Source organism: Micromonospora sp. NPDC049374 (assembly GCF_040677165.1).
In the GTDB taxonomy this organism is placed as follows: Bacteria; Actinomycetota; Actinomycetes; order Mycobacteriales; family Micromonosporaceae; genus Micromonospora.
The window spans coordinates 33,869-56,651 of record NZ_JBFAQH010000015.1 but is presented as its reverse complement, the minus strand read 5'-3'; the positions used below and the strand labels follow the sequence as shown (position 1 = coordinate 56,651).

Below are 22,783 nucleotides of genomic sequence, written 5' to 3'. Positions count from 1 at the left end.
GCTGGGGAGGCGATCCGTGGAGGGCAGCGAGACCGGTTGGGGACGGCCCGCCGAACCGGCACCGCGGTGGCGGGCGCTGCTCGACCGAGCCCGCCTCGGCGGACGCAGCGCAGAGCCGGCCGCCACCGAGCGGCGGGCCGAGGAGCCACCGCCGGCACCGTCGCCTGAGCCGTTGCCGCGGCGGGGGCCCGGCACCGGCTACGCGGGGCGGGTGCCGGCCGTCGGGCAGCCGGCGGACCGGTCGTACGGCGAGGAGCCGGCCTACCGCGCCGAACCTGCCTACCGCGCCGAACCCGCCTACCGGGTCGACCCGGCGCACCCGGCCCAGCCGTACCGGGGAGAGCCGGCGCAGCCGCCGTACCCGGCGGTGCCCGAGCCGCGCCGACCGGAGCCGGTGGAGTCCCGGTACACCCTGCTGGACAACGGCTACCGGCACGCCGCGCCGCCGGTGGAGTCCCGGTACGCCCTGCTGGACAACGGCGGATACCAGCCGCCCTCGGCGGCGGTGGCGCCGCCTGCCGTGGCGCCACCGGGTCCGGTACCGGCGGCGGCGCCGTTGCCGGCGGTGGCACCGCCCGCCCCGCCACCGGGTGTGCTGCCACCGGCCACGGTGACCGGCCGCCCCGGCCGCATCGAGTGGCGTGCGCAGAGCGCTGGCAGCGACCTCGAACGGGCCGCCGCCGTACTCCGGCGCGACCTGGGCACCCCCCGGGTGATCGCCTTCGCCAACCCGAAGGGCGGGGTGCACAAGACCACGGCCACCGTACTGGCCGCGGCGACCGTCGGCAGCGTACGCGGCCGTGGCGTGCTGGCCTGGGACGACAACGAGCTACGCGGCACCCTCGGGCTGCGCGCCGGCAGCGCCCGGCATGCCCGCACCATCCGGCACCTGGTCGCCGATCTCGTCCAGATCGAGATCCGGGAGGGCGCCGAGCTGTTGGAGATCCTGGACGACTACCTGCGGCACGCCTCCGACGGGTCGTACGACGTGCTCGCCGGCGAGGAGAGCCCCCGGTTCGCCCAACGACTGGACCAGTTCACCGTCAAGCGGGTGCTGGAGCTGCTGCGCCGCACCCACGACGTGATCTGTGTGGACACCGGCAACAACGTGGAGAGCCCGAACTGGCGCACCGTCATGCAGGCCGCCGACCAGTTGGTGGTCACCACGGTGCCCCGCGAGGACGCCGCGTTCAGCGCGGACTGGATGCTCGACCTGCTGCACGAGGAGGGGATGGGTGAGCTGGCCGACAACGCCGTCACGCTGATCTCCTGCCCCACCCCGGGCCGGTTGCCGTTGCAGGGCGACCTGGAGAAGCACTTCGCCACCCGGACCCGCGCGGTGACCGTGGTGCCGTACGACCCGGCGCTGGAGACCGGCTCGTCGATCGAGTACCACCAGCTCCAGGGCGAGACCCGGCAGGCCTGGCTGCGGGCGGCCGCAGCGATGCTGGAGCCGTTCGGCCGCTGACCGGCATCCGGGCTACCGGCCGGTGCGGAACGTCGGCCGGAGTCGTGCCACGAACCGACCGCCCACTGACTGTCGGCCGGGCGGCATTGCCCTCGGTGGGGTGACGCAGCGTGATCGGCGCATGTCGGACGGCTCGCGGCACCTGCTGACGCGACACGGTGTACGACCGACGAGGGTAGCTGCGAGGATCATCGGGTGAGCCCGACCACCCCCGCCGCCGAACCGCCCGCACGGCCGTCGGCTGCCCTCCCACCGTCGCCGACCGAGCCGACGACCAGATCGACCAGCCAGCCGGCGACGGACGCCGCCGTGTCGGATAGCCAGCAGGGTGCCAAGGTCACCGAGCCGACCGAGGCGGCCGCTGAGGCCACCGCGCCGGATACCAAGGTCGCCGAGCCGGCCGCTGGGGCCACCGAGCCGGGTACCGAGGCCACCGAGCCGGGTGGCAAGGGCGCCGAGCCGGCTGCTGAGGCCACTGAGTCGAGCCGCGACCCGGCCGCGGGGGCCGCCGTCGATCCGACCGCCGGGCGGCCGGGTGGGCGTGGCCGAGTGGCCGCGTTCGGGGTGGCGACGGTGCTGGTCCTGGGCCTGCTGGGGGCACCTCTGGGTTGGCTCTGGGCGGCGGTCGCGCCGGCCACGCCGGTCATCAAGAGCGGCGACGGCGCGGTGTACGGCCTGGCGCAGCCGGAACAGCCGATCGCCGCGGACGGGTGGTTCAGCCTGCTCGGGCTGGCGTTCGGGGTACTCACCGCGCTCGCCGTGTGGTTTCTGCTGCGTCGCCACCGGGGACCGGTGGGGCTGGTCGTCGCGGCGGCCGGCGGGCTCGCCGCCGGGTTGGTCGCCTGGCAGGTGGGGCGTCGGGTCGGCCTGGCCGGCTATCAGCGGCTGCTGGACACCGCTCCCGACGGCACGCGCTTCAGCAAGCCCGCCGATCTGCGGGCCGGCGGGATCGAGCTGTTCCTCGGGGTGTTGCCGGTGCCCTACGGCAACCTGCTGCTGCCGGCGTTCGCCGCCGCGGTGACGTACACCCTGCTCGCCGGCTGGTCGCGGTGGCCGTCGCTGCGGCCCGAGCCGGAGCCGGACGTGGCCTGGCTCGCCGCGCATCCGCCGCTGCCCGCAGGGGCGGCGGGCGAGGCAGGTCCCGGGCCGACGGGCGAGGTCAGGGCGGAGCCTGCGGGTGAGGTCAGTTCGGGGCCGGCGGGGGCGACGCCAGCTCCGCCAGCGGCACCGGAACCGCCCGCACCTGGCGCAGCAGCGCCGCCTCGCGGTTGAGCAGGTGCAGCTCGGCACGCAGTCGGGCCGCCGTGCCGTCGATGGCGAGTAGTCGCTGGCGGTCGGTCACCGTCAACGCCGCGGTCGCCGCGACCAGGTGGGACAGCACCGTCGGGTCCTCGGGCAGCTGCTCGGTGAGCTGACCGGCCTCGGCCTGGATCAGGCCCAGGTACTGCCGGAAGACGGCGATCACCCGGGCCGCCAGCAGGTCGGCGGTCTCGTCCGGGCCGTCCGGCTCGGGCAACCACTGCACCTCGGCGGTCAGGTACGGCGCGGAGTTCCGGTCGACGTCGCCCAACCGGAAGCGTCGTCGCCCCACGGTGACGATGTCGAAGCCGCCGTCCTCCAACTCGGTGACCTGCCGCAGCTCGGCGGTGCAGCCCACCTCGTGCAGGGTGACCTCGCCGGTGCCGGACATGTCCTGACCGACACCGGAGGCGACCTCCCAGCCACTGCGGATGGCGACCACCCCGAACTCGCGTGGTGCGCCATCGGGCAGCGCGACGAGGTGTCGGACCAGCGCGCGGTAACGCTCCTCGAAGATGTGCAGCGGCAGTACCAGCCCCGGGAAGAGCACCGTGGCGAGCGGGAACACCGGTAGCCGTGCGGTCACGTGATCAAGCGTAGCCCGATCGCCGGGCGGCGGCGTGTCCCGGCTCACCATCCCGGACCGCGGGCGGCGCCGGTCGGCCCGGCGGACGGCCGCCTAGACTCGCAGGCGTGTTGAACCGGATCGACCTCCGCGGTGGCGCGCGTGACCCGCGCCACCTGCTGCCTCGCGCCCAGCTCGACGTCTCGGTGGCGGTCGAGCGCATCCGCCCGATCGTCGCGGCGGTGCGCGAGCATGGGTATCCGGCGGTCCGCGAGGCCAGCGAGCGGTTCGACGGGATCGCTCCCGAGGTGCTGCGGGTGCCGACGGAGGCCATCGCGGCGGCGGAGGGCACGCTGGACGGCCAGGTCCGTGCGGCGCTGCTGGAGTCCATCGCCCGAGCTCGGCGGGTGCACGCCGATCAGCGACGGGTCGACCACACCACCCAGGTCGTGCCGGGCGGCACGGTCACGGAGCGGTGGATCCCGGTCGACCGGGTCGGCCTCTACGTTCCCGGTGGGCTGGCGATGTACCCGTCGACCGTGGTGATGAACGTGGTGCCCGCCCAGGCGGCCGGCGTCCGGTCGCTGGTGGTGGCCAGCCCGCCGCAGAAGGACAACGGCGGCCTGCCCGATCCGCGGGTGCTCGCCGCCTGCGCGCTGCTCGGCGTCGACGAGGTGTACGCCGTCGGCGGCGCCCAGGCCGTGGCGATGCTGGCGTACGGCTGTGCCGTAGACGCCACCGGCAGCGCGCACTGCGCACCGGTCGACATGATCACCGGCCCGGGGAACATCTGGGTCACCGCCGCGAAGCGGCTGCTGCGCGGGGTGGTCGGCATCGACGCGGAGGCCGGCCCGACCGAGATCGCGATCCTGGCCGACGACACCGCCGACCCGCTGCACGTCGCCGCCGACCTGATCAGCCAGGCCGAGCACGACCCCCTCGCGGCCAGTGTGCTGGTCACCCCGTCGGTCACGCTGGCCGATGCGGTGGACCGGGAGCTGGCCCGACTGGTACCGGCCACCAAGCACGCCGAGCGGGTCGGCACCGCGTTGGGCGGCGAGCAGAGCGGCGTGGTGCTTGTCGACGACCTGGCGGCGGGGCTGCGGGTGGTCGACGCGTACGGGGCGGAGCACCTGGAGATCCAGACCGCCGACGCCCGTCAGTGGGCGATGCGGGTACGCAACGCCGGGGCGGTCTTCGTGGGCGCGTACTCGCCGGTGTCGCTGGGCGACTACTGCGCCGGCTCCAACCACGTGCTGCCCACCGGAGGTTGCGCCCGGCACTCGTCCGGGCTGTCGGTGCAGTCGTTCCTGCGCGGCGTGCACGTGGTGGAGTACACCGAGGAGGCGCTGCGGGAGGTCGCCGGGCACGTGGTGACCCTGGCGAACGTGGAGGACCTGCCGGCGCACGGCCAGGCGGTCACCGCCCGGTTCCCCGCTGCCGCCGGGCACCCGGGCAGCGAGCCGGTCCCGCAGTCGCAGACCGGGGCCACCGCATGACCGGTCTGGACGACCTGCCGATCCGTGACGATCTGCGGGGGCTGTCGCCGTACGGTGCGCCGCAGCTGGACGTGCCGGTGCGGTTGAACACCAACGAGAACTCCCACCCGCTGCCGGAGGCGGTGGCCGAGGCGATCGGCAAGGCCCTCGCGGCGGAACTGCGCGACCTCAACCGCTACCCCGACCGGGACGCGCTGGCGTTGCGGGCCGACCTGGCCGGGTACCTCGGCCACGGGCTCACGGCCGACGGGGTGTGGGCGGCCAACGGTTCCAACGAGATCCAGCAGCAGCTGCTCCAGGCGTTCGGCGGGCCGGGACGCAGCGCGCTCGGGTTCACCCCGGCGTACTCGATGCATCCGCTGCTGGCGCTCGGCACGGGCACCCGGTGGGTGCCGGCCCGCCGGGGGGCCGACTTCGCGCTTACCGCCGACGAGGCGGTCGCGCAGGTCCGCGAGCACCAGCCGGACGTGGTCTTCCTCTGCTCGCCGAACAATCCCACCGGCACCGCGCTCGACCCGGCGGTGCTCGGCGCGGTGCTCGACGTCGCCCCGGGGATGGTGGTGGTCGACGAGGCCTACGCGGAGTTCGCCCGGCCGGGCACGGTCAGCGCCCTGACGGTGCTGCCTGGGCACCCACGGCTGGTGATCACCCGGACGATGAGCAAGGCGTTCGGGTTCGCCGGTGGCCGACTGGGCTACCTGGCCGCCGATCCGGCCGTGGTGGCGGCGGTGCAGCTGGTCCGGCTGCCGTACCACCTCTCCGCGCTCACCCAGGCCGCCGCGCGGGCCGCGTTGGCCCACTGCGACGCCCTGCTCGGTACGGTCGCCGAGATCGCCGAGCAGCGTGACCGCATCGTCGCCGAACTGCGCCGTCGTGGCCTGCGGGTGGCCGACAGCGACGCAAATTTCGTGTTGTACGAGGTGGGCGGCGACCAGTCGGTGGCCTGGCGGGCGCTGCTGGCGCACGGCGTGCTGGTGCGTGACGTCGGCCTGCCCGGCTGGCTGCGGGTCACCGCCGGCACCCGGGCCGAGACCGACGCCTTCCTCGCCGCCGTGGACAGTACTCAGCGCGAGGGTTCCATCGCCCCGCAGCCGCGACCGACGAAAGGCACATCATGAGCCGGACCGCCCGGGTGGAGCGGATCACCAAGGAGACCAAGGTCCTGGTCGAGGTCGACCTCGACGGCACCGGAGTGGCCGAGATCAGCACCGGGGTCGGTTTCTACGACCACATGCTGCACCAGATCGCCCGGCACGGTGGCTTCGACCTGACCGTACGCACCGTGGGCGACCTGGAGATCGACGCACACCACACGATGGAGGACACCGCGCTGGCCCTCGGTGCCGCGTTCGACCAGGCGCTCGGCGACAAGGCGGGCATCCGCCGGTACGGTTCGGCCACCGTGCCGATGGACGAGGTGCTGGTCCGGGCGGCCGTCGACCTCTCCGGCCGGCCGTACGTGGTGCACGACGAGCCGCCCCTGGCGCCGTACATCGGCCCGGTGTATCCGACAAGCATGACCCGGCACATCTGGGAGTCCTTCGGTCAGGCGGCCCGGATCACGCTGCACGTGGACGTGTTGCGGGCGGCCCGGCCCGGCGGGCATCCGGACGCCCACCACGTGGTCGAGGCACAGTTCAAGGCGGTGTCCCGGGCGCTGCGGGAGGCCACCGCGGTGGACCCGACGGCGGGCGGGGCGATTCCCAGCACCAAGGGGGCGTTGTGACGGGCTCGGGTACGGCGCGGCGGAGGTGTCGCCGGTGAGCGGCATCCTGCCCACGTTGCTGCTGATCCTGGCCGGCGTGCTGGTCGGCGGGGCGTTGTCCCTGCACCGGCAGGGGGCACCTCGCGGTGCGGTGGTCGTCACCGCGCTGCTGGCCGTGCTGGCCACCGTCGCCGGGGTGCTCTGGCTGCTGCCGGGGGACGGGTCATGACCGGCCGGCCCGACGGCGGGGCGGCCCCGCGTGGGCTGCGTCGGATCGTGGTGCTCGACTACGGCTCGGGTAACCTGCGCTCCGCCGAGCGTGCGCTGGCCGCAGCCGGAGCCGACGTGGTGGTCACCGGTGATCTGGCCGCCGCGGCCGACGCCGACGGGCTGGTGGTTCCCGGAGTGGGTGCCTTCGCCGCCTGCGTGGCCGGCATCGAGGCGATAGGTGCCGGGTCGGTGATCGCCGGGCGGGTCGCCGCCGGCCGCCCGGTGCTGGGCATCTGTGTCGGCATGCAGATCCTCTTCGAGTCCGGTGACGAGCACGGGGTGGTGACCAAGGGACTGGGTCTGCTGCCGGGCACGGTCAGCCGGCTCGCCGCCACCCGGCTGCCGCACATGGGTTGGAACACCGTGCAGGCACCGGTCGGCTCGGTGCTCTTCGCCGGCCTGCCCGCCGACAGCCGGTTCTACTTCGTCCACTCGTACGCCGTCGGCGACCCCGCCGCGTTGACGGCGTCCGGGGCCCGGGTCACCACGGCCCACCATGACTGTGACTTCGTCGCGGCGGTGGAACGGGGCGCGCTGTCGGCCGTCCAGTTCCACCCCGAGAAGTCCGCCGACACCGGTGCCGCGTTGCTGCGCAACTGGCTGGCCACCGTGCCCGCCGGTGGCTGAGCCGGTGGGTGACGCCCGCAGGGAGGCACGGTGAGCAAGGAACGGGCCCAGCGCCGGGCGGCCCGCGAGGCGGAGGCGGCCCGCCAGCGGGTGCTGCGCGAGCGGGCCACCGCCCGTCGGGCCCGCCGTCGGGCGTTGGTCCGCCGGGTCGTGCCGACGGTGCGTCGGGGTCGCACGGGCCGGTTGCCGCGATACTCCCGGGGCGAGCGGGCCGCCATCGTGGCGCTCACCCTGGCCGCGATCACCCTCATCTGGGTGCTCGTGCCCGACCTGGCACTGCGGGTCGGGCTGATCCTGCTGCTGCTGCTCGTCCTGCCGGTGATCGTGGTGATCGCCCTGGACCGCCGTTGACCATGCGAGAGGGACAAGACACATGAGCCTCACCCTGTTGCCCGCCGTGGACGTCGCCGACGGCCAGGCCGTCCGGCTCGTGCAGGGCGCCGCGGGCAGCGAGACCACCTACGGCGACCCACTGGAGGCTGCGCTGGCGTGGCAGCGCGACGGTGCCGAGTGGATCCACCTGGTAGATCTCGATGCCGCGTTCGGCCGGGGCACCAACGCCGAACTGCTCGCCGAGGTGGTGCGCCGCCTCGACGTACGAGTGGAGTTGTCCGGCGGCATCCGGGACGACGCCTCGCTGCGTGCCGCGTTGGCCACCGGTGCCGAGCGGGTGAACATCGGCACCGCCGCGCTGGAGGATCCGCAGTGGTGCGACCGGGTCTGCGCGGAGTACGGCGACCGGGTCGCGATCGGGCTGGACGTGCGCGGTCGGACCCTGGCGGCCCGGGGCTGGACCCGGGACGGCGGCGACCTGTACGAGGTGCTGGAGCGGCTCGACAAGGCCGGTGCCTCCCGTTACGTGGTCACCGACATCACCAAGGACGGCACCATGCGGGGGCCGAACCTGGACCTGCTGCGCGAGGTCTGCGCCCGCACCGACGCCCCGGTGATCGCCTCCGGCGGCGTTTCCACCCTGGACGACCTGCGGGCGCTGGCCACCCTGGAGTCGGTCGGCGTGGAGGGGGTCATCGCCGGCAAGGCGCTCTACGCGGAGGCGTTCACCGTGGCTCAGGCCCTGGCGGTCCTGGCCAACCCGTGATCCGGGCCGGGGTCGGACCCCGGCCCGGCCGTGCCATCGCCCCGACGGCAGAGGAAGGACACTCCCCGTGCCCACCAACCGTGAGATCCAGCTGGCCTCGCGCCCGCAGGGCTGGCCCACCGATGACAACTTCCGACTCGTCACCGCCGAGGTCCCCACGCCCGGCCCGGGGCAGTTGCTCGTGCGCAACCGGTACATGTCGGTGGACCCGTACATGCGCGGCCGGATGAACGACGTGCGGTCCTACGTGCCGCCGTTCGCCCTGGACGCACCGCTGGACGGCGGGGCGGTCGGCGAGGTGGTCGGCGGCGAGGCCGACGGGTTCGCCCCGGGCGACACCGTGCTGCACGGTCTCGGCTGGCGGGACTACGCGCTTGTCGAGGCGAAGACCGCCCGGAAGGTCGATCCGGATCTGGCGCCGGTGACCGCCTACCTCGGTGTGCTCGGGATGACCGGGCTGACCGCGTACGCCGGGCTGCTGGAGGTGGCCGCGATGCGTCCCGGCGAGACGGTCTTCGTCTCCGGGGCGGCCGGCGCGGTCGGCAGCATGGTCGGCCAGATCGCCCGGCTCCGCGGTGCCGGCCGAGTGATCGGCAGCGCCGGGTCGACGGCCAAGGTCGAGCGACTGCGGGCGCTCGGCTTCGACGCCGCGTTCGACTACCACGACGGCCCGGTACGCGACCTGCTGCGGGCCGCCGCCCCTGACGGCGTCGACGTCTACTTCGACAACGTCGGCGGCGAGCACCTGGAGGCGGCCATCTCGTCGATGAACCTGCACGGTCGGGCGGCGATCTGCGGCATGATCGCGCAGTACAACGACACCGAGGCGCCGGCTGCCCCGCGCAACCTGGCCCAGGTCATCGGCAAGCGGCTGACCCTGCGCGGCTTCCTGGTCAGCGACCACGGCCACCTGCGGGAGCAGTTCGTCCAGGAGGTCTCCGGGTGGCTGCGCGAGGGCACGCTGGCGTACGACGAGACGATCGTCGACGGCCTGGAGAACGCCCCGGCGGCCTTCCTTGGCCTGCTGCGCGGCGAGAACCTCGGCAAGATGCTGGTGCGGCTGTGACCGGCGGCGCACCCCGTCGACCCGGCCGGGCCGGCCGCCGTCGTACGGGCGGCGATAGGCTCGTCGCATGACGGTGGCGGTACGGGTGATCCCCTGTCTCGACGTGGACGCGGGACGGGTGGTCAAGGGCGTCAACTTCCTCGACCTGCGGGACGCGGGCGACCCCGTCGAGCTGGCTGCCGCGTACGACCGCGCGGGTGCCGACGAGTTGACCTTCCTCGACGTCACCGCCTCGTCGAGCGACCGGGGCACGATGCTCGACGTGGTCCGGCGTACGGCGGAGTCGGTCTTCATCCCGCTGACCGTCGGCGGCGGGGTGCGGACGGTGGCGGACGTGGACACGCTGCTGCGCGCGGGTGCCGACAAGATCGGGGTGAACACGGCGGCGATCGCCCGGCCGGAGCTACTCGCGGAGATCGCGGAGCGGTTCGGTCGGCAGGTGCTGGTGCTCTCGCTCGACGTACGGCGGGCGTCGGCGGGCACCACCCCCAGCGGCTTCGAGGTGACCACCCACGGCGGCCGGCGCGGCACCGGGCTGGACGCCGTGCAGTGGGCGCGGCGCGGCGCCGAGCTGGGCGCGGGCGAGATCCTGCTCAACTCGATGGACGCCGACGGTACGAAGGCCGGTTTCGATCTGGAGCTCATCGGCGCGGTGCGCCGGGTCGTCGACGTTCCGGTGGTGGCCAGCGGTGGTGCGGGTGAGGCGACCCACTTTCCTCCGGCGATCGGCGCCGGCGCCGACGCAGTGCTGGCGGCCAGTGTGTTCCATTTCGGGGAGCTGACCGTGGCGGAGGTCAAGGACGTGCTGCGCGGCGCCGGTCACCCGGTGCGCTGACGCCGGCGGGGCGCTGCGATCGCAGCCGGCGGATCGCGTCCTGGCCGCGGCCAGGGCGGTACGACGTCGCCAGCGCTCCGCCGCGGCCGACGACGGCGCGGCGCTCAGCCGCGGCCGGAGTGTCCTTCGGGGGAGCGCCGGGGCATCGGGATGGATCGCACCAGGTACTCCTGCACGGCGGCGGCGTGCTCCTGTTCGTCGAGGTGCCAGTCCGCGGTGCCGGGTGCGTGCCGGCGGCTGAGCACGCCCTGCACGGTGTCGACGGTGGTGGCCAGGCCGGCGCTGGGCCGCGAGCGCCACAGGTGCTCGCCGTCGGGAGTGAGCCGGAACCAGCCGTCGGCGACGTCGACCAGCCCGGCGCCGAGCAACCGGCGGATCGCCTCCTCGATGTCGTGCCGTTCGGGAATGCTGTGGTCGAGATGGTCGGCCGTGGAGAGCACGTCGGCGAGGCGTACTCCCTCGGGGCGGCGGGTGGTCGTGGACCGTCGGTGGCGTCCGGCGCCGCTGGCGATCACCAGCGAGACGAAGATCCATGCGTCGGTACGACGCCAGGCGTTGTCCCCCATGCGGAGATTCTGCCGGGCGACCCGGCTCCAGGAAAACACCGAGCGGCGCACTGCGACCGTGAGTGGCATCATGATTGCCGACAGTCGATGTGGGTGGACGGGGCCGACCCGATCCGGTATGTGTCGGTGGCGTTGGGTGATCGTCAGATGGCTGGTGCCGGCTCGATCCGTTCCGGTGCCGGTGGGTTCGGTTCGGCGACGTCGAACACGGGCAGGAACAGTTGGGCCAGTGGTCCGATGGTCAGCGCGTACGCGATGGTGCCGATGCCGACCGTGCCACCGAGCACCGCTCCCACGGCCAGCACGCCGATTTCGATGACGGTGCGGACCAGGCGTAGCGACCGGCCGGGGCGGCGGGCGACCAGGCCGGTCATCAGCCCGTCCCGAGGGCCGGGGCCGAGTCGGGCGCCGAGGTAGAGCGCGGTGGCCGCGCCGTTGCCGACGATCCCGGCGACCAGCAGGAATATCCGCAGCGCGAGCGACCCTCCGGGCGGCAGCAGGGCCAGGCTCGCGTCGACCGCCAGGCCGATCACCACCACGTTGGCGACGGTTCCGAGGCCGGGGCGTTGGCGCAGCGGGATCCAGGCCAGCAGCACCAGCGCGCCCACCGCGATGACCACGGTGCCCATGCTCAGCCCGGTCAGCCGGGACAGTCCCTGGTGGAAGACGTCCCAGGGGTTCAGCCCGAGCCCGGAGCGGATCATCAGCGCCATGCTGAAGCCGTAGACGATGAGCCCCGCGAACAGGTGGGTGAGTCGTCGGGTCGGCCGGTGCCGGAGGTTGCCAATCATTGCCACGCATGCCACTCTAGGTGCCAATTGGCCTCGCGATAGAGCCAATCTTGGGAGAGTGGCCATGGTAAGTCAGGTGCGCGGGGTCCAATTGGCTCGACTGCTCGGGCAGTGGCACGCCCTGCCCGGCCGACGGCGCAGCCCGGACTACGCCGCGCTGGCCGGGGCGGTACGCGGTCTGCTCGCCGACGGGCGGCTACCCCTCGGCGTGCGGCTGCCGGCCGAACGGGACCTGGCCGAGGCGCTGCGGATCAGCCGTACCACCGTCACGGCCGCGTACCGCGAGCTGCGCGACAGCGGGCACCTGGCCAGCCGGCGGGGCGCCGGAAGCTGGACGATGCTGCCGGGGACGCACCGGGTGGCGCCCAACGGACTCTGGATCCCGCTGGACGACCGGGACATGCTCGACCTCGGGGTGGCGGCGTTGGCCGCCCCGCCCGAGCTGCTGCCGGCGGCCCGCGCGGCGGCGGAGGACCTGCCCCGCTACCTCAACGGTGCCGGGTACCACCCGATCGGGATCATCGAGCTGCGGGAGGCGGTCGCCCAGCGGTACACCGAGCGGGGCCTGCCCACCTCGCCCGACCAGATCATGGTCACCAACGGCACGCAGCACGCCCTGGACCTGGTTCTGCGGCTGGCGGTCGCGCCAGGCGGCGGGGTGCTTGTCGAGTCGCCGAGCTACCCCAACGCGCTCGCGGCACTCGCCGCCCGGCGGGCCCGGATCACCACGTACGGCCTGGCCGCCGATGCCGACGGTTGGGACGCGGACCTGCTGCTGGGCACGCTGCGACAGGTGCGACCCCGGGTCGGGTACCTGATCCCCGACTTTCAGAACCCGACCGGGCACCTGATGCCGGCCGAGCTGCGGGAGCGGCTGGTGGCCACCGCGCACGCGGTCGGCACCGATCTCGTGATCGACGAGTCGTTCGTGGATCTGCCGCTGGACGGGACCGACCTGCCGCCGCCGACGGCGAGCTTCGACCGGCACTCCCGGGTGGTAAGCGTCGGTGGCATGAGCAAGCCGTTCTGGGGTGGGCTGCGGATCGGCTGGATCCGCAGCTCGGCGCCGCAGGTGCAGCGGCTGGCCGCGGCGCGGGTGGGTGTGGACATGTCCAGCCCGGTGCTGGACCAGTTGGTCGCGGTGCACCTGCTGGACGTCGCGCCGGCCATCGTGGCCGCCCGGCGGGCACAACTGGCCGTGCAGCGTGACGCGTTGCTCGGCGCGCTGGCCGCCCGGCTGCCCGAGTGGCGGGTCACCGTGCCGCGCGGCGGGGTGACCCTCTGGGCCGAGTTGGACGGGCCGATCTCCAGTGCCCTGGCGCGGGCCGCCGAGGAGGTCGGCGTACGCCTGGCGCCCGGACCGCGCTTCGGCCTCGACGGGACGCTGGAGCGCTTCCTGCGGCTGCCGTTCACCCTGCCCGCCGCCGACCTGGTCGAGGCGGTCGGGCGGATCGCAGCGGTCCGCTACGACCTGGATCGGGCGGGGCAACCCCGCTGGCGGGAGCCGAGCGTCATCGCCTGAGCCGGGGCCCGCACGGCGAACCGGAATCGACGGACCGATCCCGCCGATCCGGACGTCCCGTTCGGCGGTGCCCGCCTGCCCGGGTTCGACCTGCTGGTCCTGTACGGCGGGGTGGCGCTGTACCTGCTCACCCTGGTGGTGCTGGGCTGGCGGGTGCTGCGGCTGTCACGGTGGCCGACGCTCGCCTGTGTCGCCCTGCTGGGGGCGCTGTCACCGCTCGCCGCCCGGTTGCCGGAACTGGCCGCGCTGGGGTTGCTGACGGTGGTCGTGCTGGCCACGGTGGTGGTGCAGACGAAGGTGGACGCGGGGCTGCGTGGACGGGTGCGTGAGGTGGCGCTGGCGGAACAGCTCGCCACCGAGGCCGAGCAGACCACCTGGCGCGGGCGCCACCTGTGACTGGCGGCCGGACTCCACTTCCAGGGTTCGACCAAACATCCCCAGGTCCGTCGTCATCCTTGGCACACTGCCGGGGTGGGCACCGGCGGCAGATCCGATCTGGTCAGCTGGGGCCGGCCGGGCTCCCGGGTGACCCGGCTCGAACTCTTCTACGACGTGGTCTTCGTCTTCGCCTTCCTCAACGTCACCACCTTGACCTCCGAGCAACTGACCGCGGTGGCCCTGATCGAGACACTCCTCGTGCTGGCGTTGCTCTGGTCGTGCTGGACCGGCTTCGCCGCACTCGGCAATCTCGTCCGTGCCGACCAGGGGATCATGCCTGCGGTCGGCTTCGGCGTCATGGCGTCGATCTTCGTGCTGGCCCTCACCACCGATGTGGCGTTCGACGACGAGCCGGGCGGTCTGGTCGGTCCGCTGGTGTTCGCCACGGCCTACCTGCTCACCTGGCTCACCAAAATCGTGGCCTTCTGGGCGAGCGTGACCGTGTCGTCACGCCGCCGGGCGGTGCTGCTGACCCTGCCGGCGACGGGCGGCGCGGTGCTCATCCTGATCGCCGCCGTGCTGCCTGACATGCTCTTCGGTGAAAGGGTGGCGCTGGGTGTGCGGCTCGGGCTGTGGATGGTGGCATTGTCGTTCGAGTACACCGTCGCCCTCCTGCTGATCCGCACCACGTGGCAGGTGCGCTCGGCCGGGCATCTGGCCGAGCGGCACGGACTGATCGTGCTCGTCGCGCTGGGTGAGTTGGTGATCGCCCTTGGCCTGGGTGCGGCGGAGCGCACCGGCCGGCCGATCAGCTGGTGGGCCATCTACGCGGCGGGTGTCACCCTCAGCATCATCTTCGCGCTGTGGTGGCTCTACTTCGACACCCTCGCCCTCGCTATGGAGCAGCACCTGCACGGCGTGCGGGGGCCGGAGCGGATCCCCCTGGTCCGGGACGTGTACACCTACCTGCACCTGCCGTTGATCGTCGGAATCATCTTCTTCGCCCTCGGGATCAAGCGCATGATCGCCCGCCTCACCGACCCCGCCGTGCTGCCCAACCAGGACACCTTCGGCGGGTTGGAACTGCTCTCGCTCTACGGCGGGTTGGTGGTCTACCTGCTGGCGTTGGTCGCCATGCAGTGGCGCATGTTCCATCGCCTGGCCCGCCGGCCGCTGATAGGTGCCGGCGTGCTGGCGGTCTCGGCGCCGGCGCTGCTGTCGTTGCCGAGCCTGGCCAACCTGACCCTGGTCGGCACGGTCTTCGTCGTGCTGGTGCTGGTGCAGGTCGGGCGGGACGGCCCGGTGCGCCGACGGGTGCGGCGCCTGGCCCTGGAGGAGCAGCTCGCCCTGGAGGACGAGGCGAACGTGTTCCGCCGCCGGCTGTGACACCGACCCGCGGCGCGGGGAACCGGGCACCGGCACCGGCCCCGCACCTGGCGCAGGTACGGGGCCGGGGGATGACCGTCGATCAGATCTCGGCGACGGTGCCGGCGTACATCTTGTCGATCTCGTCGGCGAAGTTGCTCTCCACCCCACGACGCTTGATCTTCAGCGACGGGGTGATCTCACCGTCCTCGATGGTCAGGTCGCGCGGCAGGATGGTGACCTTCTTGATGGTCTCCCAGCGGTTCAGCTTCTGGTTGAGCTGGGCGACGTACTCCTCGACCATGGCCTGGGCCTCGGGGGAGGCGACGATCTCGGGGTACGAGCGGCCCTCCAGCGGGGTGCCGGCCGCCCAGCCGGCGATGGCGTCCGGGTCCAGCGTGACAAGCATCGTGCAGTAGTTGCGGGCCTGGCCGATCACCACCGCCTGCGAGGTGTACGGGCAGGTGGCCTTGAACATGCCCTCGATGTGTGACGGTGCGACGTACTTGCCGCCGGAGGTCTTGACCAGGTCCTTCTTGCGGTCGGTGATGCGCAGGTAGCCGTCGTCGTCGAGGCTGCCGATGTCGCCGGTACGGAAGAAGCCGTCCTCGGTGAACGCGGCGGCCGTCTCCTCGGACAGGTTGTGGTAGCCCCGCATCACCGGCCGGCCCTTGAGCAGGATCTCGCCGTCGGTGTCGATGCGGCACTCAAGGTCGCCCATGGCCTTGCCGACGGTGCCGATCCGCAGCCCCTCGGGCGGGTTGACGAAGTTACCGGCGCTGGTCTCGGTCAGCCCGTAACCCTCGGAGATCGGCAGGTTCGCCGCGGCGAAGAAGGTGGCGATCTCCGGGCTGAGCGGGGCGGCACCGGAGACCAGCACCCGGATGCGGCCACCGAGACGGGCCTGGAGCTTGCTGAAGACCAGCTTCTCCGCCAGCGTGTACTTGAGCTTCAGCCCGCCCGGCACCGCCTTGCCGGCCTGCTCCAGGGCGACCTTCTCCTTGCCGACCCCCACCGCCCAGGCGAAGATCTTGGCCTTTGCCCCACCGGCGCCCTGTGCGGTGGTGACCGACTTGTTGTAGACCTTCTCGAAGACCCGGGGTGCGCCGCACATCAACGTCGGGCGGACCACCGAGAGCAGCTCGACGAGCTTGTCGACCCGGCCGTCCACGTACGTGGGCAGGCCGACGTGCGTGGCACCGCAGAGCAGCGTCTTGCCGAACGAGTGGGACAGCGGCAGCCAGAGGTACTGCAGGTCGTCCTCGCGGAGCAGCCCGACCGCCTCCTGCGCCACGCCCTCCCAGCACCAGCCGCCGTGCAGCAGTTCGACGCCCTTGGGACGCCCGGTGGTGCCGGAGGTGTAGATCAGGGTGGCCAGATGGTCCGGGCCGATGCCGGTGACCAGGCGCTCGATCAGCTCCGGGTCCTCGGCGAGCCGCTGGGCGCCCTGCTCCTCCAACTGGGCGAGGGTCAGTTGGGGCACGGCCGCGGACGGATCGGCGGCACCGTCGAAGAGGACCACGTGGGTCAGTGCCGGCAGTTGCGCCCCGGCGATCTTGGCCGCCTGGTCCGGATTCTCCGCGAACAGCACCTTCGAGCCGGAGTCGGAGATGATGTAGGTGGCGTCCTCGGGCTCGGTGGTCGGGTAGACCGTGGTCGTGGCGCCGCTGGCGCACATGATGCCGAAGTCGGCGATCACCCATTCGAGCCGGGTGTTCGCCAGGATCGCGACCCGGTCCTCCTGACCGACGCCCAGGCCGTGCAGGCCGGCGGCGACCGCCTTGGCCCGCTGGGAGACCTGTGCCCAGGTCAGCCAGACCGGTCCGTCCGGGCCAGGGTGGGCGAAAGCGTGGCGGTCGGGGGACGCCGCCACGCGCTTGAGGAACATGTCAGGAATGGAGCTGTACGGTACATCGAGAGCCATCGCTGTAGCCGCCTTCGGGGGTGGAGGCGTGACGGTCGTCACGGTCGGTGTTCGTTACCGAAGGGTATTGCCTGTCCCCGGGCGTCGGCTAGCCCTGACGATCATCTACCAGCCCGTTCCCGCGAATGACACCCTCGTCTCATGCGTAGCGCGCCGCTGTCCGTGACCAGTCGTAGGTGGCCCGGATCCAGTTCCGCCGGGTGTCCAGCGCCGGCCGTACCGCGTCGCCGTGGCTGGCCAACAGGTTGGTCTCGGCCGCCAGGTATGCGCCGAGCCGATCGTTGAACCGGTCGGCGGCGGCCCGCAGCGCCACCGACTCGTCGCCGGTCTCCCTGGTCAGCACCGTGATCAGGTTGTGCGCGTCCGGCCCGCCCTGGTGTTCCTTGCGGTAGGAGAAGACGTCGTTGCACCAGCAGATGAGGTCGGCGGCCAGCATCTCCAGGGCGGCCCACCCGGGGTCGGCTCGGCGTACGGCCGGCGGAAAGCCGTCCAGCGCCAGGTCGGTCAGGGTGAGACTGGGGTACACCGCACCGGTGTGCCGGCGCATCTGGACGTACTCGTCGACCGGCGGGACCCGCTCGTGTTCCCGGTTCGCCGCCTCCCACAGCAGCGCCAGCAGGTAATCGCGCATCCCGGCGACGAACCGCAGCAGCACCGCCGGGCGTCGGTGGCCGCGTACCCGCTGGCACAGGTCGGCCAGGCCGAGCGCCAGCGTCCCGGCCGCGCCGGGCGGCACCGGACCCGGCGCGCCCTGGCGGTCCAGCACGTCAAGCAGCGCGGCCACGGTCGGTGCGAGCAGCGTGGGATCGGCACCCAGCCCGTCCTCGTCGCAGGCGTCGTCCATCACGAACAGCCAGGAGATCAGGTCGGTCAGCAGGCGCAGGCGTTCCGGCGGGGCCTGCGGGCAGGCCCGCCCGGCGAGCCCGGCCGCATCCGCTCGGTGCAGCCGCTGCCCGTTACTGATCAGGCCCAGCTCCTGCGCCCAGCCCGTGCTCTCCCGGGCCACGCGCTCGGTGTCCTCGTGGCGGACGCCGGCGAACGGAGGCTCTCGCAGGGCCGAGACCACAAAGCTTCGCATCGCGCTCCCTGTCGCCACCCCCCCACGAGGCGGCGCGGGTCAGCGTACGGGAGCACCAATGGTGGTCGGTCGATGAGTAGAGTAACGTTTCGGATTTTGCCGTGACCGGTTCCGCACAGAGGGTTAGAAGCCCAGGCTGGCCGTGCGGAGCCGATCGGCCAGGGCCGGCGTGCCGTCGAGTTGCACCCGCGCAGCGCGTTGCCGGCCGGACAGGAACAGGGCCAGCTCACCGGGCGTGCCGACCAGCCGCAGCGGCTCGCCGCCACGGCCGGTGGCCACCTCGCCGTGACCGGGCGCCTGGACCAGCACCTGGGCCGGGAAGCGACGCAGGGCCAGCCGGCCCAGCGCCGACACCCGTCGCCACAGCGCCCGCTCCAACCCCGCCGGCAACTCGCGGGGCTGCCAGCCGGCCCGGGCGCGGCGTACGTCCTCGTGATGGATGAAGAACTCCAGCGTGTTGGTCAGCTCGTCGGTCAGCGGATTGCTCACCGGGCTCCACAGCGGAGGACGCCGCACCTGGCCGAGCAGCTCGGTCCAGTCGAGGGCGGCGACCTGACGCCGCACCCGCTCGGCGTACCCGCTCAGTGGCGGGAGAAAGATGCCCGTCGCGGCGTCCGGACGACGCTCCCGGACCACCAGATGTGCGGCGAGGTCCCGCGTCGTCCAGCCCTCGTTGAGGGTCGGGGCGTCCGGGCCCAGGGTGGACATCAGCTCGGTGAGCGCCTCGCGCTCCGATCGGGCGTACCGCGACATGACAGTGATCGTAAGCCGGTGCGGACGAGGTCGCGTGCCGAGCCGGCACGCGGTCGATCCGGTCCGTGGGGTGACGTCGGACATATCGCCGGGGGTCGGCGTACCGGGCGCGTAGCGGTAAGGATGAGAGAGGATTATGGCGGCTTACGGCGGGGGAGAATGTGGCGAGCGGGACTAGTCGGGACGTGCTCGGTCGCGGGCTGGCCGTTCTCGGGCAGGCCATCCGGGAACAACCGAGGATCTTCGCGGTCGCGGTGTCCGGCAGCGTGCTGTTCGGCCTGATGGTGGTCGCCAGCGCGTTCGTGGTCGGCGCGGTGGTCGGTGATGTGGTGGTGCCGGCCGTCGAGAGCGGTTCGGTGGCGGTGAGCGCGCTGGCGCTGGCCGCCGCGGCACTGCTCGGGCTGAGCGTGCTGCGGGTGGTCGGCATCTTCGGTCGACGGCTCGGCGCCGGCTACATGCAGTTCCGCCTCCAGGCCGCCTACCGCCGCCGGGTCACCCGCCGTTACCTGGAACTGCCGCTGTCCTGGCACCACCGCAACGCGACCGGCACGCTGCTGTCCAACGCCAACTCCGACGTCGAGGCCGCCTGGCAACCGATCGCGCCGTTACCGTTCGCGGTGGGCACGCTGGTGATGCTGATCGGCGCGGTGACGTCACTGTTCGCCGTCGACTGGGCGCTGGCGCTGGTCGGGCTGGCCGTCTTCCCGGCCCTGTTCGCGCTCAACGTGGCGTACTCCCGCCGGATGGCCCCGCGTCAGGCGCGGGCCCAGCGCCTGCGGGCCGAGGTCAGCGGCATCGCGCACGAGAGCTTCGACGGTGCGCTGGTGGTCAAGACGATGGGTCGGGAGGCCCAGGAGACCGCCCGGTTCGCGGATCGGGCCGGCGAGTTGCGCGACGCGCTGATCTCGGTCGGTCGGCTCCGGGGCATCTTCGATCCGATGCTGGAGACCCTGCCCAGCCTGGGCACGCTCGCCGTGCTTGTGGTCGGCGCGTACCGGCTGCGCCAGGGTGCCATCGAGGTGTCCGAGCTGGTCAGCGTGGCCTTCCTCTTCACCGTGCTGGCCTTCCCCGTGCGGGCCATCGGCTGGGTGCTGGCCGAACTGCCGCGCAGCGTCGCCGGCTGGGACCGGATCCGCCGGGTGCTGGACGCCACCGGCGAGATGCCGTACGGCGACACCCGGCCGGACCCGGCCGTGGCGACGCCGGCCACGCTCACCTTCGCCGACGTCGGATTTGCCTACGAACCCGCCGAGGCGCACCTGCCCGGAGCCGAGGTGTTGGGCGAGGTCTCCTTCACCGTGCCGGCCGGCAAGACCGTCGCCCTGGTCGGGCCGACCGGCGCCGGCAAGTCCACCATCACCGCGCTGGCGGTCCGGCTGGTCGATCCGCAGTCGGGCACGGTCAGCATCGACGGCGTGGATGTCCGTGACCTTGCCGCGGACGTACTCGCCGGTACCGCCGCGCTGGTCGCCCAGGTGCCCTTCGTCTTCGACGACACCGTCCGGGCCAACGTCTCGCTGGACCGCCCCGGCGTCGACGACGAGGCCGTCTGGGCCGCGCTGCGCCTGGCCGAGGCCGACGGGTTCGTCGCCGCCCTGCCCGACGGGCTGGACACCATGGTCGGTGAGCGGGGCACGTCCCTCTCCGGCGGCCAGCGGCAGCGACTAACCCTCGCCCGGGCGTTGGCGGGTCGGCCCCGACTGCTGGTGCTCGACGACGCGACAAGCGCGGTCGACCCCCGGGTGGAGGCCGCCATCCTGGCCGGGCTGCGCTCGTCGGCCGGCGGCGGCCCGGGCGCGTCGATCCTGGTGGTGGCCTACCGGCGGGCCACCATCGCCCTCGCCGACGAGGTCATCTACCTGGAGCAGGGGCGGGTGGTGGCGCGGGGCACCCACAGCACGCTGCTGGCCACCGTGCCGGGCTACGCCGATCTCGTCACCGCCTACGAGCAGGCCGAGGTCGACCCTGACCGGCAGCGCACGTACGACGAGGTCACCCCGATGACCTCCGGACTGGAGGTGGACCGGTGAGCGCGAGGAGTGAGCTTGCGAGCCCCGCAGTCGCGAACGAAAGGCGGACCCGGTGAGCGCGAGGAGTGAGCTTGCGAGCCCCGCAGTCGCGAACGAAAGGCGGACCCGGTGAGCGTGGGCTCGGTGACGGTCGGCGAAGCGCCGGAGCAGGCCGAGTCGACGTGGCGGACGCTGCGTCGAGGGCTGGCGCTCTCCCCGGAACTGCGGGTCGGGTTGGCCGGCACCCTCGCTCTGGCACTGGTGTACATGATCGGCCGGGTGGCCGTGCCGGTGGCCGTGCAGCAGGGCATCGACCGGGGCATCGCCGGCGGGTTGGACCTGGACGCGCTGTTCGTGGTGGTGTCGGTCACCGCGGCGGTGCTGGTGGTGACCACGACCTGTGGCTACCTGATGATGCGCCGACTGTTCACGGTCAGCGAGACGGCGCTGGCGGGGGTGCGGGTACGCGCCTTCCGGCACGTGCACGACCTGTCGATGCTGCACCAGCAGTCGGAGCGGCGGGGTTCCCTGGTTTCCCGGGTCACCAGCGACGTCGACCAGATCACCCAGTTCCTTCAGTGGGGTGGGGTGATCCTGCTGGTCAACCTGGGGCAGCTGGTGGTCACCACGGCCGTGATGCTGGCGTACTCGTGGCAGTTGACGCTTGTGGTCTTCGTCGCCTTCGGGCCGGCGGTACTGGTGATCCGGCTGCTCCAGCGCCGGCTCGCCGCTGCGTACGGGGTGGTCCGGCAGCGCACCGGCGCCCTGCTGGGGGCGGTCGGGGAGAGCGTGGTCGGCGCGCCGGTGATCCGGGCGTACGGCATCGCGGGCCGTACCGCCCGGCGGCTGGACGAGGCGATCGACGGTCAGCGGCGGGCGCAGCAGAAGGCGATCCGGATCAGCATCCTCGGCAGCTCGGTCGGTGAGCTGGCCGCCGGGCTGGCGCTGGCCGGCGTGGTGGTGCTCGGGGTGTTCCTCGGCGCCGACCGGACGCTGAGCATCGGTGAGATCACCGCGTTCCTGTTCCTGGTGACGCTCTTCATCCAGCCGGTGCAGATCGCCACCGAGGTGCTGAACGAGGCGCAGAACGCGATCGCCGGCTGGCGTCGGGTGCTCGACGTGCTGGATGTCGAACCGGATGTGGCGGATCCGGGGGCGCAGGGGCGTGAGCTGCCCACCGGGCCGCTGGACATCCGCTTCGGCGGCGTGCGCTTCGCCTATCCGGGCGGTCCGACGGTGCTGCACGACATCAGCCTGGAGATCCCGGCGAAGAGTCGGGTGGCGGTGGTCGGTGAGACCGGTAGCGGCAAGACCACCTTCGCCAAGCTGGTGACCCGGCTGATGGATCCGACGGCCGGGGCGGTGCTGCTGTCCGGGGTGCCGCTGACCGACGTGCGTTTCGACTCGCTGCGTTCCCGGGTGGTGATGGTTCCGCAGGACGGGTTCCTGTTCGACGCCACGGTGGCCGACAACGTCCGCTTCGCCCGTCCGGAGCTGACCGATGAGCAGCTCACCGCCGCTTTCACCGAGTTGGGTCTGGCCGACTGGCTGGACGGGCTGCCCGCCGGGCTGGCCACCGGGGTGGGCGAGCGTGGCGAGGCGTTGAGCGTGGGGGAGCGCCAGTTGGTGGCGTTGGCCCGGGCGTATGTGGCCGATCCGGACCTGCTGGTGCTGGACGAGGCGACAAGTGCGGTGGACCCGGCCACCGAGGTGCGGTTGCAGCGGACGTTGGACGCGGTGACCCGGGGTCGGACCACCCTGGCGATCGCGCACCGGCTGTCGACGGCGCAGAACGCCGACGAGGTGATCGTGGTGGACCGGGGGCGGGTCGTGCAGCGTGGCTCGCACGACGAGCTGGTCCGCGAGCCGGATTCGGTGTACGGGCTGCTCTACGCCTCGTGGCTTGAGCAGACCCGGTAGACGACGCGGAGCCGATGCCATACCCTCCGAGTTAGGTAAGCCTA

General features: G+C 72.8%; 22 protein-coding genes. 16 read left to right on the top strand and 6 right to left on the bottom strand.

Going from position 1 to position 22,783, the window contains the following annotated elements; translation table 11 throughout:
- Positions 1–16 precede the first annotated feature (16 nt).
- On the top strand, positions 17–1,468 hold the full coding sequence (locus AB0J93_RS23250) for an AAA family ATPase (RefSeq protein WP_363924430.1): 1,452 nt from the start codon (positions 17–19) through the stop codon (positions 1,466–1,468).
- A gap of 195 nt (positions 1,469–1,663) precedes the next feature.
- The gene (locus tag AB0J93_RS23245; RefSeq protein ID WP_363924429.1) at positions 1,664–2,740 is read left to right on the top strand and encodes a DUF2567 domain-containing protein; all 1,077 of its coding nucleotides are present in this window, start codon (positions 1,664–1,666) and stop codon (positions 2,738–2,740) included.
- On the opposite strand, the gene AB0J93_RS23240 is transcribed toward AB0J93_RS23245, so the two are convergent.
- The gene (locus AB0J93_RS23240) at positions 2,652–3,353 is read right to left on the bottom strand and encodes an LON peptidase substrate-binding domain-containing protein (protein WP_363924428.1); all 702 of its coding nucleotides are present in this window, start codon (positions 3,351–3,353) and stop codon (positions 2,652–2,654) included. The two genes, AB0J93_RS23245 and AB0J93_RS23240, sit on opposite strands and share 89 nt — an antisense overlap.
- 107 nt (positions 3,354–3,460) lie before the next feature.
- Here AB0J93_RS23240 and hisD point away from each other — a divergent pair, with 107 nt between their 5' ends.
- From hisD to hisF, 9 genes are all read left to right on the top strand, one after another.
- Positions 3,461–4,831: a histidinol dehydrogenase gene (gene hisD, locus AB0J93_RS23235; protein WP_363924427.1), complete on the top strand. Its 1,371-nt coding sequence runs from the start codon at positions 3,461–3,463 to the stop codon at positions 4,829–4,831.
- Positions 4,828–5,949 carry a histidinol-phosphate transaminase gene (locus AB0J93_RS23230; RefSeq protein ID WP_363924426.1) on the top strand — a complete coding sequence of 374 codons (1,122 nt, stop codon included), beginning with the start codon at positions 4,828–4,830 and terminating at the stop codon, positions 5,947–5,949. The genes hisD and AB0J93_RS23230 overlap by 4 nt, the downstream gene beginning before the upstream one ends.
- Positions 5,946–6,557, top strand: coding sequence for an imidazoleglycerol-phosphate dehydratase HisB (gene hisB / locus AB0J93_RS23225; RefSeq protein WP_099844733.1), 612 nt, complete (start codon positions 5,946–5,948; stop codon positions 6,555–6,557). The genes AB0J93_RS23230 and hisB overlap by 4 nt, the downstream gene beginning before the upstream one ends.
- A 25-nt stretch (positions 6,558–6,582) precedes the next feature.
- Positions 6,583–6,765 (top strand): hypothetical protein, encoded by a 183-nt coding sequence (locus AB0J93_RS23220; RefSeq protein WP_363924424.1) that lies wholly within the window; start codon positions 6,583–6,585, stop codon positions 6,763–6,765.
- Positions 6,766–6,800: 35 nt separating this feature from the next.
- Positions 6,801–7,433: an imidazole glycerol phosphate synthase subunit HisH gene (hisH, locus tag AB0J93_RS23215; RefSeq protein ID WP_363924552.1), complete on the top strand. Its 633-nt coding sequence runs from the start codon at positions 6,801–6,803 to the stop codon at positions 7,431–7,433.
- A gap of 30 nt (positions 7,434–7,463) precedes the next feature.
- Positions 7,464–7,784 (top strand): hypothetical protein, encoded by a 321-nt coding sequence (locus AB0J93_RS23210; RefSeq protein ID WP_363924423.1) that lies wholly within the window; start codon positions 7,464–7,466, stop codon positions 7,782–7,784.
- Between the two features lie 22 nt (positions 7,785–7,806).
- Complete coding sequence (gene priA, locus AB0J93_RS23205) at positions 7,807–8,532, top strand: bifunctional 1-(5-phosphoribosyl)-5-((5-phosphoribosylamino)methylideneamino)imidazole-4-carboxamide isomerase/phosphoribosylanthranilate isomerase PriA (protein ID WP_363924422.1); 726 nt, start codon at positions 7,807–7,809, stop codon at positions 8,530–8,532.
- A 67-nt stretch (positions 8,533–8,599) separates the two neighbouring features.
- Positions 8,600–9,598 carry an NADP-dependent oxidoreductase gene (locus tag AB0J93_RS23200; RefSeq protein WP_363924421.1) on the top strand — a complete coding sequence of 333 codons (999 nt, stop codon included), beginning with the start codon at positions 8,600–8,602 and terminating at the stop codon, positions 9,596–9,598.
- Positions 9,599–9,665: 67 nt separating this feature from the next.
- Positions 9,666–10,433 carry an imidazole glycerol phosphate synthase subunit HisF gene (gene hisF / locus AB0J93_RS23195; RefSeq protein WP_363924420.1) on the top strand — a complete coding sequence of 256 codons (768 nt, stop codon included), beginning with the start codon at positions 9,666–9,668 and terminating at the stop codon, positions 10,431–10,433.
- 104 nt (positions 10,434–10,537) lie between these two features.
- Here the strand turns inward: hisF and AB0J93_RS23190 are convergent, their stop codons facing one another.
- Both AB0J93_RS23190 and AB0J93_RS23185 read right to left on the bottom strand, forming a co-directional pair.
- A complete protein-coding gene (locus AB0J93_RS23190; RefSeq protein ID WP_363924419.1) occupies positions 10,538–10,999 on the bottom strand; it encodes a hypothetical protein in 462 nt (153 codons plus the stop codon).
- 143 nt (positions 11,000–11,142) lie between these two features.
- Positions 11,143–11,796, bottom strand: coding sequence for a hypothetical protein (locus AB0J93_RS23185; RefSeq protein ID WP_363924418.1), 654 nt, complete (start codon positions 11,794–11,796; stop codon positions 11,143–11,145).
- A gap of 58 nt (positions 11,797–11,854) precedes the next feature.
- On the opposite strand from AB0J93_RS23185, the gene AB0J93_RS23180 reads away from it, so the two are divergent.
- The 3 genes from AB0J93_RS23180 (at position 11,855) to AB0J93_RS23170 (ending at position 15,076) form a co-directional block, all read left to right on the top strand.
- Complete coding sequence (locus tag AB0J93_RS23180) at positions 11,855–13,312, top strand: PLP-dependent aminotransferase family protein (protein ID WP_363924417.1); 1,458 nt, start codon at positions 11,855–11,857, stop codon at positions 13,310–13,312.
- Positions 13,313–13,387: 75 nt separating this feature from the next.
- Positions 13,388–13,708, top strand: coding sequence for a hypothetical protein (locus AB0J93_RS23175; RefSeq protein WP_363924551.1), 321 nt, complete (start codon positions 13,388–13,390; stop codon positions 13,706–13,708).
- 75 nt (positions 13,709–13,783) lie between these two features.
- Positions 13,784–15,076: a low temperature requirement protein A gene (locus AB0J93_RS23170; RefSeq protein ID WP_363924416.1), complete on the top strand. Its 1,293-nt coding sequence runs from the start codon at positions 13,784–13,786 to the stop codon at positions 15,074–15,076.
- 82 nt (positions 15,077–15,158) lie between these two features.
- Here AB0J93_RS23170 and AB0J93_RS23165 read toward each other — a convergent pair whose 3' ends face one another.
- From AB0J93_RS23165 to AB0J93_RS23155, 3 genes are all read right to left on the bottom strand, one after another.
- Positions 15,159–16,979, bottom strand: a complete 1,821-nt coding sequence (locus AB0J93_RS23165) for a long-chain fatty acid--CoA ligase (protein WP_363924415.1) — start codon at positions 16,977–16,979, stop codon at positions 15,159–15,161.
- A gap of 139 nt (positions 16,980–17,118) precedes the next feature.
- Positions 17,119–18,057: a terpene synthase gene (locus AB0J93_RS23160; RefSeq protein WP_363924414.1), complete on the bottom strand. Its 939-nt coding sequence runs from the start codon at positions 18,055–18,057 to the stop codon at positions 17,119–17,121.
- A 123-nt stretch (positions 18,058–18,180) separates the two neighbouring features.
- Positions 18,181–18,810: a TIGR03085 family metal-binding protein gene (locus tag AB0J93_RS23155; RefSeq protein ID WP_363924413.1), complete on the bottom strand. Its 630-nt coding sequence runs from the start codon at positions 18,808–18,810 to the stop codon at positions 18,181–18,183.
- 161 nt (positions 18,811–18,971) lie between these two features.
- Between AB0J93_RS23155 and AB0J93_RS23150 the strand changes: the two genes are divergently transcribed.
- Together AB0J93_RS23150 and AB0J93_RS23145 are read left to right on the top strand one after the other, a co-directional pair.
- Positions 18,972–20,840, top strand: a complete 1,869-nt coding sequence (locus AB0J93_RS23150) for an ABC transporter ATP-binding protein (protein ID WP_363924411.1) — start codon at positions 18,972–18,974, stop codon at positions 20,838–20,840.
- Between the two features lie 123 nt (positions 20,841–20,963).
- Complete coding sequence (locus tag AB0J93_RS23145) at positions 20,964–22,739, top strand: ABC transporter ATP-binding protein (protein WP_363924550.1); 1,776 nt, start codon at positions 20,964–20,966, stop codon at positions 22,737–22,739.
- The last annotated feature ends 44 nt before the right edge of the window (positions 22,740–22,783 follow it).